At 69.7% G+C, this 17853-nt stretch carries 17 protein-coding genes; 1 reads left to right on the top strand and 16 read right to left on the bottom strand.

What is annotated here, in order from left to right:
- Nucleotides 1-28: 28 nt before the first annotated feature.
- Nucleotides 29-1432 carry a dipeptidase gene (locus CJ226_RS14355; RefSeq protein ID WP_102209600.1) on the bottom strand — a complete coding sequence of 468 codons (1404 nt, stop codon included), beginning with the start codon at nt 1430-1432 and terminating at the stop codon, nt 29-31.
- Nucleotides 1433-1477: 45 nt separating this feature from the next.
- On the opposite strand from CJ226_RS14355, the gene CJ226_RS14360 reads away from it, so the two are divergent.
- Complete coding sequence (locus CJ226_RS14360; RefSeq protein ID WP_062634007.1) at nt 1478-2050, top strand: DUF3043 domain-containing protein; 573 nt, start codon at nt 1478-1480, stop codon at nt 2048-2050.
- On the opposite strand, the gene CJ226_RS14365 is transcribed toward CJ226_RS14360, so the two are convergent.
- The 15 genes from CJ226_RS14365 to murC form a co-directional block, all read right to left on the bottom strand.
- On the bottom strand, nt 2025-3062 hold the full coding sequence (locus CJ226_RS14365; RefSeq protein WP_102209601.1) for a quinone-dependent dihydroorotate dehydrogenase: 1038 nt from the start codon (nt 3060-3062) through the stop codon (nt 2025-2027). The genes CJ226_RS14360 and CJ226_RS14365 overlap by 26 nt on opposite strands.
- Before the next feature lie 10 nt (nt 3063-3072).
- On the bottom strand, nt 3073-3543 hold the full coding sequence (gene nrdR, locus CJ226_RS14370) for a transcriptional regulator NrdR (RefSeq protein WP_025105071.1): 471 nt from the start codon (nt 3541-3543) through the stop codon (nt 3073-3075).
- A gap of 10 nt (nt 3544-3553) precedes the next feature.
- The gene (gene hisD, locus CJ226_RS14375; protein ID WP_102209602.1) at nt 3554-4858 is read right to left on the bottom strand and encodes a histidinol dehydrogenase; all 1305 of its coding nucleotides are present in this window, start codon (nt 4856-4858) and stop codon (nt 3554-3556) included.
- A gap of 1 nt (nt 4859) precedes the next feature.
- On the bottom strand, nt 4860-6113 hold the full coding sequence (locus CJ226_RS14380) for a hypothetical protein (protein WP_102209603.1): 1254 nt from the start codon (nt 6111-6113) through the stop codon (nt 4860-4862).
- Between the two features lie 67 nt (nt 6114-6180).
- A complete protein-coding gene (gene dnaE / locus CJ226_RS14385) occupies nt 6181-9699 on the bottom strand; it encodes a DNA polymerase III subunit alpha (RefSeq protein WP_102209604.1) in 3519 nt (1172 codons plus the stop codon).
- A gap of 50 nt (nt 9700-9749) precedes the next feature.
- Nucleotides 9750-10331, bottom strand: a complete 582-nt coding sequence (locus CJ226_RS14390) for a GNAT family N-acetyltransferase (RefSeq protein ID WP_102209605.1) — start codon at nt 10329-10331, stop codon at nt 9750-9752.
- A 56-nt stretch (nt 10332-10387) separates the two neighbouring features.
- Nucleotides 10388-11308, bottom strand: a complete 921-nt coding sequence (locus CJ226_RS14395) for an RluA family pseudouridine synthase (RefSeq protein ID WP_025105078.1) — start codon at nt 11306-11308, stop codon at nt 10388-10390.
- Between the two features lie 2 nt (nt 11309-11310).
- A complete protein-coding gene (lspA, locus tag CJ226_RS14400; protein WP_374754539.1) occupies nt 11311-11883 on the bottom strand; it encodes a signal peptidase II in 573 nt (190 codons plus the stop codon).
- Nucleotides 11884-11892: 9 nt separating this feature from the next.
- Nucleotides 11893-12492 (bottom strand): DivIVA domain-containing protein, encoded by a 600-nt coding sequence (locus tag CJ226_RS14405; RefSeq protein ID WP_062633996.1) that lies wholly within the window; start codon nt 12490-12492, stop codon nt 11893-11895.
- Between the two features lie 181 nt (nt 12493-12673).
- Nucleotides 12674-12973, bottom strand: coding sequence for a YggT family protein (locus CJ226_RS14410; protein ID WP_025105081.1), 300 nt, complete (start codon nt 12971-12973; stop codon nt 12674-12676).
- A 3-nt stretch (nt 12974-12976) separates the two neighbouring features.
- Nucleotides 12977-13444, bottom strand: a complete 468-nt coding sequence (locus CJ226_RS14415; protein ID WP_102209606.1) for a cell division protein SepF — start codon at nt 13442-13444, stop codon at nt 12977-12979.
- Nucleotides 13445-13487: 43 nt separating this feature from the next.
- Complete coding sequence (locus CJ226_RS14420) at nt 13488-14195, bottom strand: YggS family pyridoxal phosphate-dependent enzyme (RefSeq protein ID WP_102209607.1); 708 nt, start codon at nt 14193-14195, stop codon at nt 13488-13490.
- Nucleotides 14192-15346 carry a cell division protein FtsZ gene (ftsZ, locus tag CJ226_RS14425; RefSeq protein ID WP_025105084.1) on the bottom strand — a complete coding sequence of 385 codons (1155 nt, stop codon included), beginning with the start codon at nt 15344-15346 and terminating at the stop codon, nt 14192-14194. Before ftsZ ends, CJ226_RS14420 begins: the two co-directional genes overlap by 4 nt.
- Nucleotides 15347-15508: 162 nt before the next feature.
- Nucleotides 15509-16432: an FtsQ-type POTRA domain-containing protein gene (locus tag CJ226_RS14430; protein ID WP_082802838.1), complete on the bottom strand. Its 924-nt coding sequence runs from the start codon at nt 16430-16432 to the stop codon at nt 15509-15511.
- A 3-nt stretch (nt 16433-16435) separates the two neighbouring features.
- Nucleotides 16436-17836, bottom strand: coding sequence for a UDP-N-acetylmuramate--L-alanine ligase (gene murC / locus CJ226_RS14435; RefSeq protein WP_102209608.1), 1401 nt, complete (start codon nt 17834-17836; stop codon nt 16436-16438).
- Nucleotides 17837-17853 lie beyond the last annotated feature (17 nt).

Here is a 17853-nt window from a genome sequence, read left to right on the forward strand (position 1 = left end):
GATTCTACCGCCGGTGCGGTGGGAAGGCTCAGATCTCCCGCGCATTCATGCGGGCCAGGAGCAGGGCCTCGGTCGCCACGGCGTGCCGGAAGGTGTCCAGGTGCAGAGACTCGTTGGGGCTGTGCGCCCGGGAGTGCGGATCCTCCACGCCCGTCACGAGGATCTGCGCCTCCGGGAACTCGCGCACGAGGTCGGCGATGAACGGGATCGACCCGCCGACGCCCAGGTCCACCGGAGCGACGCCGTACCCGTCGCGCATCGCGTCGCGGGTGAGGGTGACCGCCCACCCGCTCGTGTCCACGAGGAAAGGGTTGCCGAGGTCGACGTCCGAGAAGGTCAGCTCGGCCCCGAACGGGGCGTGGGCGCGGAGGTGCCGCTCGAGAGCCTCATAGGCCTCCTGGCCGGACTGCCCGGGGGCGACACGGGCGCTGATGACCACGGTCACCTCCGGGAGCAGCGTGTTCGACGCCGCCGCGACGCTCGTCGCATCGATGCCGATCACGGTGACGGAGGGCTTGTTCCAGATGCGACTGAGGATCGTGCCGTCACCGATGGGCGTCGTTCCCGGGAGGAGCCCGGCCTCGTCGCGCAGCGTCTCCTCGGTGTACTCAGGTGTCTCGGCGTCCCGAGCGGTCATGCCGTCGACCGCGACGGAGCCGTCCTCGTTCCACAACGTGGCGAGGAGACGCACGGTCGCCATCATCGCGTCGGGCACCGCGCCACCGAACATCCCGGAGTGCGACGCGTGGTCGAGCGTGCGCACCTTCAGGGTGAAGCGGGCGTTGCCACGGAGGGAGACGGTCAGGCCCGGCGTGACCGAATCCCAGTTGCCCGAGTCCGCGACGACGATCGCATCGGCGCGGAGGGCGTCCTTGTTGTCGGAGAGGAACTGCGCGAAGGACCGCGAACCGTACTCCTCCTCCCCCTCGACGAACATCGCGATCCCGAGGTCGAGGTCGTCGCCGAGCACGTCGGCGACCGCGCGGATCGCGCCGATGTGGGCCATGATGCCGGCCTTGTCGTCCGCGGCGCCGCGTCCGTACAGGCGGCCGTCGCGCACCGTCGGCTCGAACGGCGGCGTCTCCCACAGGGCGTCGTCCCCCGGAGGCTGCACGTCGTGGTGGGCGTAGAGGAGGATCGTCGGCTTCCCGTTCCGCGCCGCGCGCGTCGCGAGGACGGCCGGCTGGCCCTGCTCGTCGGTGCCGGGGATGTCGGCACGGAGCACCCTCACCTCGTCGAAGACGCCGACGCCGCGCGCGAGTGTGGCGACGGCGTCGGCGCTGCGCTCGAGCTGCGTCTGATCGAAGGCCGGCCAGGCCATGCCGGGAATGCGCACGAGGTTCCCGAGGTCCGACAGGGCGGACGGGATGCCGGTGGCGACTGCTTCGAGGACGGCGGCGTCGGACTCGCTGGGAAGTGCAGGTGAGGTCATGCGAGTAATCTTAAGGCGACCCACCCCAGCGAACCGAGGAACCTCGTGGCCACTACCCCCGCCTCCCCTTCGACGAACGACGACGCCCCCCAGACGCCTGCCGTCGGCAAGGGACGCGCGACGCCGACCCGCGCCGAGCAGGAGGCCGCCCGCCGCCGCCCCCTCGTGGCGAACACGAAGGAGGCCAAGGCCGCGGCCCGCGCCGAGCTCAACGAGCGCCGCGCGAAGGCACAGGCCGGCATGGCCGCCGGTGAGGAGAAGTACCTCCCCGCGCGCGACAAGGGCCCGCAGCGTCGGTGGGTGCGCGACTACGTCGATGCCGGCTGGCACCCCGCCGAGTTCGTCATGGGCGTCATGGTCCTCGTGATCCTGGCCTCGCTGCTGCCGACCAACATGATGATCTCGTTCTACGCGTACCTGTTCATGATGGCGTACATCGTGATCGCGATCGGCGGCATGATCCTTCTCGGCATGCGGGTCAAGCGCAAGGCGGCCGCGAAGTTCGGCAAGGACCGCGTCGAGAAGGGCCTCGGCTGGTACGCCGGCATGCGGGCTCTGCAGATGCGCTTCATGCGCCTGCCCAAGCCGCAGGTCAAGCGCGGGCAGTACCCCGACTGACCAGTCCTCGGTTGATCTCGCGGCCCCAGAACGGGCCGCGGTAGAGGAACGCCGTGTAGCCCTGGACCAGGGTGGCCCCGGCATCCAGACGCTCCTGCACATCGGCGGCGGTCTCCACACCGCCCACCGCGATCACGCAGAAGTCCTCCGGCACCGCCGCACGGACGACCCGGAGCACCTCCAGCGACCGCTGCTTGAGCGGAGCGCCGGAGAGCCCCCCGGCGCCCGCCGCTTCGACGACGGCCGCATCGGTCCGCAGGCCGTCACGGCTGATCGTCGTGTTGTGGGCGATGATGCCCGCGAGCCCTTCCTCGACGGCGAGCCGCGCGATCGCGGTGATCTCGTCATCCGGCAGATCGGGGGCGATCTTCACGAGCAGCGGGGTGGACCCGGCCGCGTCACGGACGGCGCGTAGCAGGGGAGCCAGGGTCTCGACCGCCTGCAGGCCCCGCAGCCCCGGAGTGTTCGGCGACGAGACGTTGACCGCGAGATAGTCGGCGAGCGGAGCGAGTCTGGTGGCGGAGGCGACGTAGTCGGCGACGGCGTCCTCGACGTCCACCACCCGGCTCTTGCCGATGTTCACGCCGATCACCGTGTCCGGCGCGCCGCGGCGGAGTCGGGCGAGGCGGCGGGCTGCGGCATCCGCGCCCCGGTTGTTGAAGCCCATGCGGTTGATGACCGCCCGGTCCTCGACCAGCCGGAACAGGCGCGGCTTCGGGTTGCCCTCCTGCGGGACAGCCGTGATCGTGCCGACTTCGACGTGGCCGAAGCCGAGCGCCGCGAGTCCGCGGACCCCGACGGCGTTCTTGTCGAACCCTGCGGCGACGCCGAACGGCGACGGGAACGTGAGCCCGAGAGCCTCGACCCGCAGCGAGGGGTCCGGCCGGGTCATCGCGCGGGTGCCCCACGAGAACGGCGGCACACCGAGGACGCGGATCACCGCCATGCCGGCGTGGTGGGCGAACTCGGGGTCGAAGCGCGAGAGGACGGCGCGGAAGAGCAGCGGATACATCCCTGCCAGATTACCGGTCCGCCGCCTCCGCCTTCGCGTGGTCGGCCCGGAGGTCGCTGATCGCGGACTCGAAGTCCTCGAGCGAGTCGAACGCCTGGTAGACGCTCGCGAAGCGGAGGAAGGCGACCTCGTCGAGCTCACGCAGCGGGCCGAGGATGGCGAGGCCGATCTCGTTCGTGTCGAGCTGGGAGACCCCCGTCTGCCGGACTGCCTCCTCGACGCGCTGAGCGAGGATCGCGAGGTCCGCTTCCGTCACGGGTCGCCCCTGACAGGCCTTCCGGACACCGGAGATGACCTTCTCCCTGCTGAAGGGCTCCATGACGCCCGAGCGCTTGATGACGTTCAGGCTCGCGGTCTCCGTCGTCGAGAACCGTCCTCCGCATTCCGGACACTGACGACGCCGACGGATGGAGAGACCGTCGTCGCTGGTGCGCGAGTCGATGACGCGCGAATCGGGGTGACGGCAGAAGGGGCAGTGCATCTGACAGATCCTACGCGGTGAAACGGGCCTCGATCGCCTCGCCGTGGGCGGGGAGCACCTCGGTGTCGGCCAATGCGACCACGCCCTCCCGGACCGCGGCCAGAGCGGCACGGTCGTACGAGACGACCTGCTGCGGGCGGAGGAACGTGTAGGCGCCCAGGCCCGGGGCGTAGCGGGCCTGCCCTCCGGTGGGCAGGACGTGGTTGCTGCCGGCCATGTAGTCGCCGAGGCTGACCGGGGTCTGATCGCCGACGAAGACGGCACCGGCGCTCGTGAAGGCGGCTGCCGCCTCCTCCGCATCCGCGAGGTGCAGTTCCAGGTGCTCCGGGGCGTAGGCGTTGCTGAACGCGACAGCCATCGCCCGGTCGTCCACGAGCACGATCGCCGACTGCGGCCCGGACAGTGCGGCCGCGACGCGCTCGCTGTGCCGCGTGCGCCCCGCCTGCCGTTCGACCTCTCCCCTGACCTGCTCCGCGATCTCCACGGAGTCCGTCACGAGGACGGCAGAGGCCTGCTCGTCGTGCTCGGCCTGGCTCACGAGGTCGGCGGCGATGAGCCGCGGGTCGGACGTGGCGTCCGCGACGACGAGGATCTCGGTGGCCCCGGCTTCGGAGTCGGTGCCGACCACGCCCGCGACGGCGCGCTTCGCGGAGGCGACGTAGTTGTTGCCCGGTCCGGACACGACGTCGACGGGATCGAGTCCCAGACTCGCGACGCCGTGGGCGAGGGCGCCGATGGCTCCGGCTCCGCCCATGGCGTAGACCTCGGAGACCCCGAGCAGCGCGGCGGCAGCCAGGATGGTCGGGTGCACGCGGCCGTCCTCATCCGCCTGCGGTGGCGAGGCGAGGGCGATCTGCTGTACCCCGGCGACCTGCGCGGGCACGACGTTCATGACGACGCTCGACGGGTAGACGGCCTTGCCGCCGGGGATGTAGACCCCAACGCGGGAGACCGGCTGCCAGCGCTGCGTGATGGTCGCGCCGTCGCCGAAACGCGTGACCTGCGGGGCCGGCACCTGCGCGGCCGACGCCGATCGCACGCGTCGGATCGCCTCCTCCAGGGCCGCGCGCACGGTCGGAGCCAGTCCCTCCAAAGCTTCCTGGAGGTGGGGCGCGGGCACCCGCACCGCGTGGCCGGTGACGCGGTCGAAGCGCTCCGCCTGCTCGTGGAGGGCCTCCTCGCCGCGCTCCCGGACATCGTCGACGAGACGCGCGGCGGTGTCCAGAGCCTCGGCCCGCGCCTGAGTCGCGCGCGGGACGGCCGCGAGCATGTCGGCGGGCGAGAGCTCGCGCCCCCGCAGATCGATCGTGCGCATGTCAGCCCTTCGTGATGCCGGCGATGTCGTGGAGGTAGCCGATGCGGCCGTCGTCATGACGGACCACGAACGCGCCGCCCCGATCCTCGATCACGAGGGCCCAGGCCGTCGGACCGATACGGAAGATCGGCTCGCCGCGCTCATCGTGCACGTCGCGCTCCGTCGGCGCAAGGATCCAGAAGGGCTGTGGGACGGGCGCGCTGTCCCACGGCGCGGGGGCCTCGGCATCGCGGTGATCGGAGAGCACGGGCTGCACGGCGGTCGCAGCTTCCGGCGCCGGCTCCTGGGCGGCAGCCAGCTCGTCCTCCGTGAGCGCTTTGGCGCCGAGGAGTGATTCGATGCTGCCGGTGTCCGAGACGATCTCCGGCTGTTCCGCGCGGGAGCGGCGGGAGTAGGACGGCGTGTACTCCGGTTCCGGAGCCACCGGAACGGTTCCGGTGCCGCCGCCCGAGGCGTGCGCGGTCAGGGGGACGCGGTCAGCGTCGTTCGCGACGGCTTCGCGGTCGCCCGTGTCGGTGTCGGTGTACGCACCGGGCACGTCGGCGCGGTCGTCCGTCGGTGCCGCGCTCGGCTCGACCTCGGCGTTCGCGATGACGACGGTGTCGCCATCGGCTCGGGTCGGAGGGACGTCGTAGGGCTCCCCGGGGGCCGTGACGGCAGCGGACGGGTTCGACGACGCCTCGGGCCGCGGACGAGGGATCACAGGGCGGACCGGGTTCGCGTTGCGGTGCGCCAGCGTGACGAGCCGCCCCTGGAAGTCCTCCTTGAGGCCCGGGATGAGCGGGGCGAAGACGGTGAGCACGACGAGCGCGGTCGAGGCGATGACCTGCACGACGGCGTTCCAGGGCAGACCCCAGTTGCCGGTGGAGATGACGGCCGAGAGGGCGAGCCACAGGTTGCCGGCCCACACGCACGCCGAGACCGAGAAGGCCACGGAGGCGAACTGATCGATGCCGAGCGACCCCACGCGGCGGATGCCGTCGGGCGAGAACCGCCGGAGGACGAGGAGGAACACGGCGACCGTCGGCACGCCGATCGGCAGGATCCACTGGATGCCGATGCCCCAGAGCGAGATCCCCCCGCTGAGCGGGAAGAAGGACACGAGGAAGGAGACCAGCCAGACTCCGACGATCAACAGCTCGCGCAGCGTGAATCCGAGGATGCCGTACTCCGGCGTGACCTCGTCGTCGTAGAGGACGCCGTCCTCGTCGCTGAACACCGCCTCGGCATCCGGCTCGGGAAGATCCGTGCTCATAGTCGTCCTTTCCTCATCGGCGCACCACGACTTTCCGGTGCTCTCGACGGCTCCCGATCCTACCCGCTCACCCCAGACAGGTTGGTCCGAGCAGGGACTTGAGGTCGCCGAAGAGGTCGGCCGACACCTTCACGGGCATGGGCACCTCGAACACCTTCGCCGTGCCTCCGCGGTGCACGCGGAGCAGCACCTCGGTGTCGCCGCTGTGCCGTCGGAGCACCTCGGCCAGCTCCGTCATGACCCGTTCCGTCGCGCGCTGCTCGGCGAGGACGAGCGACAGGGGCCCTGCCGCATCGAAGGAGCCGACGTCCGGGGCGAAGGCGGACTGGGCATGCAGGTTCAGGCCGTCGTCGCGGCGGGAGACGCGCCCACGCACGGCGAGGATCGCATCCTGCTGCAGCGTGTGCTGGAACTCGAGGTAGGTCTTTCCCATGAACATCACGGTGACCTCGCCGTTGAAGTCCTCGACGGTGATCATGCCGTAGGGGTTGCCGCTCGCCTTCGCCACACGGTGCTGCACGCTCGTGACGAGGCCCGCCACGGTGACCTGATCGCCGTCCTGCAGATCCTCGGAGTTGTTGAGGTCGTGGATCGAGATCGAGGCGTGCTTGGCCAGCGGCACCTCGAGACCCGCGAGCGGGTGATCCGAGACGTAGAGGCCGAGCATCTCGCGCTCGAAGGCGAGCTTGTCCTTCTTGATCCACTCCGGGCGCGGGGGAACCTTCGCGGGTGCCGCCTCCTCCATGCCGTCATAGAGGCTGTCGAAGTCGAAGCCGATGGCGCCCTGCGCCTCGTTGCGCTTCCTGTCGACAGCCGCCTCCACGGCGTCTTCGTGGATCTCGAGGAGCGCCCGACGGGTGTCCCCCATCGAGTCGAAGGCGCCGGCCTTGATGAGCGACTCCACCGTGCGCTTGTTGGCGACGTGCAGCGGCACCGTGTCGAGGAAGTGATGGAAGGAGGTGAACCGCTCGTCCTTGCGCGACTGCACGATGCCGTCGACGACATTCGTGCCGACGTTGCGGACGGCCCCGAGACCGAAGCGGATGTCGTCGCCGACGGCCGCGAAGAAGTTGATCGACTCGGAGACGTCCGGCGGGAGCACCTTGATCCCCATCCGGCGGCACTCGTTCAGGTAGAGCGCCATCTTGTCCTTCGAGTCGCCGACGCTCGTGAGGAGGGCGGCCATGTACTCGGCCGGGTAGTGCGCCTTGAGGTAGGCGGTCCAGTACGACACGAGCCCGTAGGCAGCGGAGTGCGCCTTGTTGAAGGCGTAGTCCGAGAACGGCAGGAGGATGTCCCAGAGGGCCTTGACCGCTCCCTCCCCGAACCCGCGCTCGGTCATGCCCGCCGCGAAACCGGCGTACTGCTTGTCCAGCTCGGACTTCTTCTTCTTTCCCATCGCTCGGCGCAGGATGTCGGCCTGACCGAGGCTGAACCCGGCCACCTTCTGCGCGATCGCCATGACCTGCTCCTGGTAGATGATGAGCCCGTAGGACTCCTCCAGGATCTCGGCGAGCGGCTCCGCCAGCTCGGGGTGGATCGGGGTGATCTCCTGCTGCCCGTTCTTGCGCAGCGCGTAGTTGGTGTGTGAGTTGGCTCCCATCGGCCCGGGACGGTACAGCGCGATGAGGGCCGAGATGTCACCGAAGTTGTCGGGCTTCATGAGCCGCATGAGCGAGCGCAGCGGCGGACTGTCGAGCTGGAAGACGCCGAGCGTGTCACCGCGGGCCAGCAGTTCGTAGACGGCGGGGTCGTCGAGACCGAGGTGCTCGAGATCGAGTTCCTCGCCCCGGTTCATGCGGATGTTGTCGAGCGCGTCCGAGATGATCGTGAGGTTCCGGAGGCCCAGGAAGTCCATCTTGATCAGACCGAGGGACTCGCACGACGGATAGTCGAACTGCGTGACGATCTGACCGTCCTGCTCGCGACGCATGATCGGGATGATGTCGAGCAGGGGCTCGGACGACATGATGACGCCGGCGGCGTGCACGCCCCACTGCCGCTTCAGCCCCTCGAGGCCGAGCGCGCGGTCGAAGACCGTCTTCGCCTCGGGGTCGGTCTCGATGAGAGCCCGGAACTCGCTGGCCTCCTTGTAGCGCGGGTGCGCGGAGTCGAACATGCCGTCGAGGGGCATGTCCTTCCCCATGACGGCCGGGGGCATCGCCTTGGTGAGCCGCTCCCCCATGCTGAACGGGAAGCCGAGGACACGCCCGGCGTCCTTGAGGGCCTGCTTGGACTTGATCGTGCCGTACGTGACGATCTGTGCGACCCGCTCGGACCCGTACTTCCGGGTCACGTACTCGATGACCTCGCCGCGGCGGCGGTCGTCGAAGTCGACGTCGAAGTCGGGCATCGACACGCGGTCCGGGTTGAGAAAGCGCTCGAAGATCAGACCGTGCTCGAGAGGGTCGAGGTCGGTGATCTTCATTGCATAGGCGACCATCGAACCCGCACCGGAGCCACGCCCCGGACCGACCCGGATGCCGTTGTCCTTGGCCCAGTTGATGAAGTCGGCGACGACGAGGAAGTAGCCGGGGAAGCCCATCTGCAGGATGATGCCGGTCTCGTACTCGGCCTGCTTGCGCACCTTGTCCGGGATGCCGTTCGGGTACCGGTAGTGCAGGCCCTTCTCGACCTCCTTGATGAGCCAGCTGTCCTCGGTCTCGCCCTCAGGGACCGGGAACCGCGGCATGTAGTTCGCCGACGTGTTGAACTCCACCTCGCAGCGCTCGGCGATCAGGAGCGTGTTGTCGCAGGCCTCCGGCTGGTCCCGGAAGAGCTGCCGCATCTCGGCCGCGGTCTTGATGTAGTACCCGTCGCCGTCGAACTTGAAGCGGTTCGGGTCGTCGAGCGTGGAGCCGGACTGCACGCACAGCAGGGCCGCGTGGGCGTCGGCCTCGTGCTGGTGGGTGTAGTGCGAGTCGTTGGTGGCCACGAGCGGGATGCCGAGGTCTTTCGCGAGACGCAGCAGATCCGTCATGACCCGGCGCTCGATCGACAGGCCGTGGTCCATGATCTCGGCGAAGTAGTTCTCCTTGCCGAAGATGTCCTGGAACTCCGCTGCGGCCGCGCGGGCGGCGTCGTACTGGCCGAGCCGCAGCCGGGTCTGCACCTCTCCGGACGGGCAGCCCGTCGTGGCAATGAGTCCCTTGCCGTACGTCTGGAGCAGCTCGCGGTCCATACGCGGCTTGAAGTAGTACCCCTCCATGCTCGACAGCGAGCTCAGCCGGAAGAGGTTGTGCATGCCCTCCGTGCTCTGGCTCCACATGGTCATGTGGGTGTACGCGCCCGAACCCGACACGTCGTCGCTGCGCTGGTCCGCCGAGCCCCACTGCACGCGGGTCTTGTCGCTCCGGTGCGTGCCCGGAGTGACGTAGGCCTCGAGACCGACGATGGGCTTGATGCCGGCGTTGCGGGCGGCGTTGTAGAACTCGAACGCCGCGAAGGTGTTCCCGTGGTCCGTCACCGCGATCGCCGGCATGCCGTAATCGGCTGCCGCCTGCGTCATCGCGTTGATCTTCGCAGCCCCGTCGAGCATCGAGTACTCGCTGTGCACGTGCAGGTGGACGAAGGAGTCGGATGCCATGCTTCGAGTCTACGTTCGGCCTCGGACATGCGGAGGCGTCGGCTCCCGGTTCACGCTTTCTCGCGGAGGTCCAGCCGCATGAGCACGCGAGGGAAGCCGTCGAGGACCGAACCCGTGTCCGCCGCCTTCTCGAACCCCGCGCCCTCGAAGAGCCGCCGGGTCCCGACGTACGCCATCGTGAGATTCACCTTCGCCCCGGCGTTGTCGACCGGATAGCCCTCGATCGCGGGCGCGCCTCGTTCGCGGGCATAGGCGACCGCGCCCTCGATGAGCGCATGGGAGACCCCCTGCTTGCGGTGCCCAGGGCGGACCCGGAAGCACCACAGCGACCACACGTCGAGGTCGTCGACATGCGGGATGAGGCGATTGCGCGCGAAGCTCGTGTCGCGCCGAGGGTGCAACGCCGCCCAGCCGACCGGCTCGTCGTCGAGGTAGGCGAGCACGCCGGGAGGAGGATCCTGGTGGCAGAGCTCACGCACCCGCTCGGCCCGTGCGGGACCGCGAAGGGAGACGTTCTCCTTGTTGCCGATCCGATAGCTCAGGCAGAAGCAGACGTTCGACGTCGGTTTCTTCGGCCCCACGACCGCGGCGACGTCGTCGAAGATCGTCGCCGGGCGCACCACGATGCTCATGGGGTCAGTGTGGCGGAGACCACGGACACCGGCGCGCTGACGCCCCGGCGGATGGACTATTCCCCGCGCAGCACGTCCAGCGCGTGCTGGAAGTCCTCAGGATAGGGCGAGGCGAACTGCACCCATTCCCCCGTCGTCGGATGGGCGAAGGCCAGCTGATGCGCATGCAGCCACTGCCGCGTGAGTCCGAGGCGGGCCGAGAGCGTCGGGTCGGCGCCGTAGAGTGGGTCCCCGACGCACGGGTGCCGGTGTGCCGCCATGTGCACGCGGATCTGGTGCGTACGGCCCGTCTCCAGGTGGATCTCGAGCAGGGAGGCACCGGGAAAGGCCTCGAGCGTCTCGTAGTGCGTCACGGAGGGCTTGCCGTCCGGGACGACGGCGAACTTCCAGGAGTGGTTCGGGTGCCGACCGATCGGCGCATCGATCGTGCCCACGAGCGGGTCCGGATGCCCCTGCACCACCGCGTGGTAGATCTTCTCGACCGTGCGCTCCTTGAACGCCCGCTTGAGAGCGGTATAGGCGGCCTCGCTCTTGGCGACGACCATGAGTCCGCTCGTCCCCACATCCAGCCGGTGCACGACGCCTTGACGCTCCGGTGCACCGCTGGTCGCGACGCGGAACCCCGCGGCGGCGAGAGCACCGACGACCGTGGGCCCCTCCCACCCGAGCGAGGGGTGCGCGGCGACGCCGGTCGGCTTGTCGACGACGACGATGTCGTCGTCGTCGTAGACGATGCCCAGCTCAGGCACCGCGATGGGCACGATCTTCGGCCCCTCCTTCGGCTCCCACTCGACGTCGAGCCAGGCACCGCCCCGCAGGCGATCCGACTTGTCGAGGGTGACGCCGTCCAGGCGGACGCCGCCGGACGCGGCCACCTCCGCCGCGAAGGTCCTCGAGAACCCGAGGAGCTTGGCGAGGGCGGCGTCGACCCGCGTGCCGTCGAGCCCGTCCGGGACGGGCAGCGAGCGGGACTCCACGCTCAGCTCCCCTCGGACGCGGCGGCGGCCTCGGCGTCCTCGTCGGTCTCGACCGGGGCATGGTCGCGCTCGCGCGTGCCGTCGAACCGGAGGCCGAACACCACGAGCAGGGCGACCGAGATCATCCCGGTGACGATGAAGATGTCGGCGACGTTGAAGATCGCCGGCATCATCCACGGCATGGAGATCATGTCCACGACGTGGCCCACGGGGAACCCGGGCTCCCGGAACAGACGGTCCGACAGGTTCCCCAGCACGCCCCCGAGGAGGCAGCCGAGGACGACCGCCCAGAGACGCGACCGCAGCCCGAACGCCTTCCAGACGATGACGCCCGCGACGACCGCAAGGGCGATGGTGAAGATCCACGTCACGCCAGAGCCGAGCGAGAACGCCGCGCCGGGATTGCGCACGTAGTAGAGCTGCAGGAACTCTCCGAGAACCGGGACCGCCTCGTGCAGCGGCAGGTTCTCGATGGTGAGGTACTTCACAAACTGATCGGCGGCCAGCACGACCGCTGCGAGAATCGCAACGATCGCGCCGGCCGCCGACCGACGAAGGGGACGACGTCCTGACAAGAGGGCGCCTTACAGGCCGATCGCGGAGACCGGCGTCGAGTCCGTGGACGCCGACTTCTCGTCGAGCTCGCGGAGCTGACCCTCGATGTAGCCGCGGAGCTGCGAGCGGTAGTCGCGCTCGAAGTTGCGCAGCTCGGTGATGCGGGCCTCCAGCGTGTTGCGCTCGCGCTCCAGGCGCGCGGTCTCCTCGCGCTGCTTCGCCTCGGCCTCCGTGCGGATGCGGGCGACCTCGGCCTCGGCCTCGGAGATGAGCTGGTTGCGCTTGGCCTCACCCTCGGCCACGTGCTCGTCGTGCAGACGCTGCGCGAGCTCGATGATGCCGGCAGTCGCGGTCGCGGAGCCGGTCGGTGCGGCGTCGGCGGCGGGAGCCTCGGCGGCGGCCGGGGCAGGAGCAGCGGCAGCCGGCTCGGCGGCAGCGGCGGGAGCAGGCGTGGAGCCCGACTCGTACGCGGCGAGCTTCGCCTTCAGCTCGGCGTTCTCCTCGAGGGCCTTGCGCCACTCGATGACGATCTCGTCGAGGAAGTCGTCGACCTCGTCCGGGTCGAAGCCGTCCTTGAAGCGGACGTGCTGGAACTGCTTGGTGACGACGTCATCCGGGGTAAGTGCCATGGGTGGCTCCTCTTTCGATGAGTTCGATTGCCAGTACCGATGTATGGCGTGTTCGTGATGTGGCGCGAACCCGGGGCGCGCACCTGGGTGCCAGCATAGCCCCCGAGCCTTGGGGTCGCGATGCCACGACACCCAGGCTCGGAGAACTCGCAGCCGTCCCCGGGCGCGACACGCGGGGTGGTCAGCGGATGAACAACCGGACGATGTTCATCAGGATCAGGACGACCAGAAGGGTCAGCGCGAAGCCGAAGTCCAGCGAGAGCTGACCGATGCGCAGCGGAGGGATGATCCGCCGGAAGAACCGGATGGGCGGATCGGTGACGGTGTACACCGCCTCCGCGGCCACGAGGCCGAAGCCCTTCGGACGCCATTCCCGATTGAACATCGGGATGTAATCCAGGATGAGCCTCGCGAAGAGCACGAGGATGTAGACCAGCAGCACCAGATGGACGATGCTGGCGAGGACCGAGACCAGCTGCACGGTCTACGAGTGGTCGAAGCCCGCAGACTCGGCGTCTGCGTGCGCGATACCCCCGTGACCGGACACCGCGATGTTCTCCGGCGAGAGCAGGAAGACCTTGGAGGTCACCCGCTCGATCCGGCCGTAGAGGCCGAGGGAGAGACCGCTCGCGAAGTCGATGAGGCGGCGCGCGTCGGCGTCGCTCATCTGGGAGAGGTTGATGATGACCGGGACGCCCTCGCGGAAGCTCTCCGCGATCAGCTGGGCGTCGCGGTACTGCTTCGGGTGGACGGTGAGGATCTCGTTCACGGCTCCTGCTGCGGGCTGGCGGACGGCGACGGGACGACGGAGCGGCGTGACGGGGGCCGGTGCCGGCTCTTCGCGCTCACGCTCGCGCTGGGCGCGCGCGGGTGCCTGCGTCTCCTCTTCGTAGACCTCTTCCTCGTCGGCGAGGCCGAGATACACCATGGTCTTCTTCAGCGGGTTACCCATCGTGTCCTCCGGTTCGAACGTTTCGGGCTGGTCTTGTCACAGGTTAGCCCCGGGCGGGGCGCGGTCCCGTGATTGCGGAACCGATCCGCAGGTGTGTCGCGCCGGCGGCGATGGCCTCGGCGAAGTCGCCGGTCATCCCGGCGGAGATCCACGTCGCGTCGGGAGCGACGGTCCGCACGTCGGCGGCGATGTGGTGCAGACGGGCGAAGGCGCTCGCGGGGTCTTCGTCGAGGGGCGCGACGGCCATCACGCCCCGGAGCCGCAGCGAGGGCAGGCTGAGCACGTGCTCGGCCAACGCCACCGCCGACGCCGGCGCTACGCCCCCCCTGCCCTCGTCCTCGGTGAGGTTCACCTGCACGAGCACGTCGAGCACCTCGTCGGCCTCTGCGGCACGATGCAGGGCGTCGGCGAACCGGTCACGGTCCACGGAGTGCACGACGTCGGCGCTCCGCCTGATCGCCGCGGCCTTGTTCGTCTGTCCCTGTCCGATGAAGTGCCACTCGAGGTCGAGCGCGGAGAGCTCGCCCGCTTTGGCGGTGAGCTCCTGCTGTCGGTTCTCCCCCACCGCGTGCACCCCGAGGGCGTGCAGATCGCGCACCAGCGAGGCGGGGTGGAACTTCGTGACGACGATCCGGGTGATCTCAGCGGGAGACCGCCCGGCGGCACGCGCGGCGTCGGCGATCTTGTCGTCGATCGCCGACAGCCGCGCGGCCAGATCCGATGTCGCCGAGGCGCCGACCGGTGTCGTCACTTCAGGAATTCGGGGATGTCGATGTCGTCGTCGGCGAAGGCCGGCTCGATGCTCGTCGCCGGCGTGCGCGGTGCCGCGGGCGCCGGGGCGGGCTCAGGCGTGCTCTTCTCGGCCGCAGGCTCGCTGGTCTCCGACAGCGCCACCTCGGGAAGGGACGCGGTCGAGGGACGCGAGACGACCATCGGGTCCAGTCGCAGCGAGGGCTCCCCGCCGTCGAAGCCCGCGGCGATCACGGTCACCCGCACCTCGTCGCCGAGCGTGTCGTCGATGACGGTACCGAAGATGATGTTGGCCTCGGGGTGCGCGGCCTCCTTGACGAGGTCCGCCGCGTCGTGGATCTCAAAGATGCCGAGATTCGAGCCACCCTGGATCGAGAGCAGCACCCCGTGGGCACCTTCGATGGAGGCCTCGAGCAGCGGCGACTCGACGGCGAGCTCCGCCGCCTTGATCGCGCGGTCGGCGCCGCGGGCCGAGCCGATGCCCATCAGTGCGGATCCGGCTCCCTGCATGACCGACTTCACATCGGCGAAGTCCAGGTTGATGAGACCGGGGGTCGTGATGAGGTCGGTGATGCCCTGCACGCCGGCGAGGAGGACCTGGTCGGCGGTGGCGAACGCCTCGATCATCGAGATGCCGCGGTCGCTGATCTCGAGCAGACGGTCGTTCGGGACGACGATGAGGGTGTCGACCTCTTCCTTCAGCTTCGCGACGCCCGCCTCGGCCTGGCTCTGGCGGCGACGCCCCTCGAAGGAGAACGGCTTCGTGACGACACCGATGGTGAGCGCACCGATCGACTTTGCGATGCGGGCGACGACGGGAGCGCCACCCGTTCCGGTGCCACCGCCCTCTCCGGCGGTGACGAAGACCATGTCGGCGCCGGTCAGCGCCTGCTCGATCTCCTCCGCGTGGTCCTCTGCGGCGCGACGACCCACCTCGGGGTCGGCACCGGCACCGAGGCCGCGGGTGAGCTCGCGACCCACGTCCAGCTTGACGTCGGCGTCGCTCATGAGCAGCGCCTGGGCGTCGGTGTTGACGGCGATGAACTCGACTCCGCGGAGACCGAGCTCGATCATGCGGTTGACGGCGTTGACGCCGCCACCGCCGACGCCGACGACCTTGATCACGGCGAGGTAGTTCTGGTTCTGGCTCATGGCCGGCCTCCGATTAGTAGAGCCTGGAAGGGGGAACCTTAAACCTCAACTAGAGGTGTAAAGTATTTCCCGGTATTGCGTTCTCTCAGATCGAAGGTAAGCGCCGCCCGCCCGCGCGCCCGCAACGCCGTGGGCGTGTCGCGCCATTCCTGCGCAAAGCGTTCAGCCGACGACCGCGACGTCGGGCGAGGTCACGTCGATGGACGAGGCCGTGGGGTTCTTCACGAGAGCCGCGGAGAGCGCGAGCGCCTTCAGCGCGCTGTCTTCCTCGCTCCCCCACACGACCGTGAGGCCGGAGTCGAGGGTGAGGGTCACGTCGTCCGCCGTCGAGGCACGGACCCCGGTGAGGGCGCTGCGGATATCGGCGGGGAGGGCACGCACGACGAGCCCGGCGCTGCGGAACGCCGAGGAGTCCACGCCGCCCTCGACCTCGACGAGTGGCTGTCCTGCCGGACGCTCCTCGGTCGTCGAGAGCGCGACGCCCGCGGCGTCCACGAGGGTGAAGCCGGCGGCGGACTCGATCACGCCGATCGGTGTGCGCTCGACGATACGGACCGTGAGGTCGTGCGGGGGTCTCGCCTCCAGCGCGTAGGTCTCGATGAGCGGGAAGGCCAGCAGCGCGGCCTTGACCTCACTGGTGTCGACGAGCGCGAGCGGCGTGCCCATCTGGTCCGCCAACGCGCCCTCGATCACCGCCGGATCGATCGTGGTCGTCCCGGTGACCGTGATGCGCTCGACCGCGAAGAGCGGACTGTAGGCCGCCGCGACGCTTCCGCCGATCAGCAGCACGATCGCGCCGACGACGCTCAGCCAGGTGATGCGGCGCCGACGCGAGCGCTGGGTGAACCGACGGATCTCCGCGCGGAGGGCCTTGCGGCGCGCGCGCGCAGCCCGCCAGACGTCCATCGAGGAGCTCGGGACGGCCGCTTCCTGCTCCCCCTCGACCCCGGGGGCGACGAGATCGTCCTGGACAGCCTCGTCCGCCGGCGACGGAGCGGCACCGCGGCGGCGGAGGCTGCGCGCGGATGCGGCGTCCGTCTCCTCCGGTGCATCCGGGGCGCTCGGGAGCGGGGGCGGCCGGCGCATGGGCTACGCCCCGTCGGTCCGGCGCAGCGAGTCCAGCACCTGCGGGATGATCTGATACACGTTGCCGCAGCCGAGGGTCACGACGAAGTCGCCGTCGGTCGCCACGGATGCCGTGTAGTCGGCCGCCTCCTGCCAGTCGGCGACGAAGTGCACGCGGGAGGGGTCGTGGAACGCGCCGCTCACCAGCTCGCCGGTGACGCCGGGCACCGGATCTTCCCTGGCACCGTAGACGTCCAGCATCACGGTGTGGTCGGCGAGCTCCTCCAGGACGTCCGCGAACTCCTGGTACATGTGCTGCGTCCGCGAGTAGGTGTGCGGCTGCTGGATCGCGATCAACCGCCCGGAGCCGGCGATGCTGCGCATGGCTTCGAGCGCCGCGCGCACCTCGGTCGGGTGGTGGGAGTAGTCGTCGTAGACCGTGACCCCGCGCTCCTCGCCATGACGCTCGAGACGACGGACGGTCCCCGCGAAGCCCTCGACGGCGCGCACGGCATCGCGGAGCGGGTGACCGAGCGCGAGCAGCACGGCGACCGCCCCGGTGGCGTTGATCGCATTGTGCACGCCGGGGACGGCGAGCTGCATGCGCTCGGTCTCGCCGCCGTGCGAGACGACCGCGGCGACGGGACCTGCCGTGACGATCTCGCTGACCCGGACGTCGGCACCCTCGGCCTGACCGAACGTCAGGACCCGCGGGTGGGACAGTCCTGCCAGGACCCGGAGCGCACCGGGGTCGTCGCTGGAGATGACGACCGCCTCCGACGCGGCGTCCGCGAAGCGCACGAAGGCGTCGTGGAAGGCCTCGTCCGAGCCGTAGTGGTCGAGGTGGTCGGGGTCGACGTTCGTGATGAGCGCCACGGCCGTGTCGTAGAGGAGGAAGGTGCCGTCCGATTCGTCGGCCTCGATGACGAAGAGGTCGCCGCTCCCGGTCGCGCTGGACGTGCCGAGCTGCTCGATCACGCCACCGTTCACGAAGTGCGGATCGGCGCCGAGGTCGCGCAACGCGGTGACGATCATGCCCGTCGAGGTCGTCTTGCCGTGCGCGCCCGCCACCGAGACGAGGCGCCGCGTGCCGATCAGCCAGTGCAGCGCCTGGGACCGGTGGATGACGTGGAGGCCCCGCTCCTTGGCGGTGACGAACTCGGGGTTCTCCGGCCAGATGGCGCCCGTGTGCACGACCGTGTCGGCGTCGCCGAGGTGGGCGGCATCGTGACCGACGTGCACCGTCGCGCCCGCGGCGGCCAGCGCCCGCAGGTTGTCGCTGTCGGCACGGTCGCTGCCGGAGACGCGGATGCCCGCGTCGAGGAACATCTTGGCGAGTCCGCTCATCCCGGATCCACCGATGCCGATGAAGTGCGCGGCGGTGATCGTCTCGGGGATGGGGAGAGAGAGGTCGGGTCTGATCATGTCCGCTTCAGTCTACT

The sequence above is a fragment of the Microbacterium sp. UMB0228 genome, assembly GCF_002871415.1.
GTDB lineage: Bacteria > Actinomycetota > Actinomycetes > Actinomycetales > Microbacteriaceae > Microbacterium.

Bases quoted from the DNA above. Each gene is read 5' to 3' on its own strand.
- dnaE (WP_102209604.1), bottom strand. From the start codon at position 9,699: ATGGCATCCGACTCCTTCGTCCACCTGCACGTGCACAGCGAGTACTCG.
- CJ226_RS14365 (WP_102209601.1), bottom strand. From the start codon at position 3,062: ATGTATCCGCTGCTCTTCCGCGCCGTCCTCTCGCGCTTCGACCCCGAG.
- CJ226_RS14415 (WP_102209606.1), bottom strand. From the start codon at position 13,444: ATGGGTAACCCGCTGAAGAAGACCATGGTGTATCTCGGCCTCGCCGAC.
- ftsZ (WP_025105084.1), bottom strand. From the start codon at position 15,346: ATGAGCCAGAACCAGAACTACCTCGCCGTGATCAAGGTCGTCGGCGTC.
- murC (WP_102209608.1), bottom strand. From the start codon at position 17,836: ATGATCAGACCCGACCTCTCTCTCCCCATCCCCGAGACGATCACCGCC.
- hisD (WP_102209602.1), bottom strand. From the start codon at position 4,858: ATGCGCACGATCGATCTGCGGGGGCGCGAGCTCTCGCCCGCCGACATG.
- CJ226_RS14430 (WP_082802838.1), bottom strand. From the start codon at position 16,432: ATGCGCCGGCCGCCCCCGCTCCCGAGCGCCCCGGATGCACCGGAGGAG.
- CJ226_RS14355 (WP_102209600.1), bottom strand. From the start codon at position 1,432: ATGACCTCACCTGCACTTCCCAGCGAGTCCGACGCCGCCGTCCTCGAA.
- CJ226_RS14390 (WP_102209605.1), bottom strand. From the start codon at position 10,331: ATGAGCATCGTGGTGCGCCCGGCGACGATCTTCGACGACGTCGCCGCG.
- CJ226_RS14405 (WP_062633996.1), bottom strand. From the start codon at position 12,492: ATGGCACTTACCCCGGATGACGTCGTCACCAAGCAGTTCCAGCACGTC.
- nrdR (WP_025105071.1), bottom strand. From the start codon at position 3,543: ATGCACTGCCCCTTCTGCCGTCACCCCGATTCGCGCGTCATCGACTCG.
- CJ226_RS14380 (WP_102209603.1), bottom strand. From the start codon at position 6,113: ATGAGCACGGATCTTCCCGAGCCGGATGCCGAGGCGGTGTTCAGCGAC.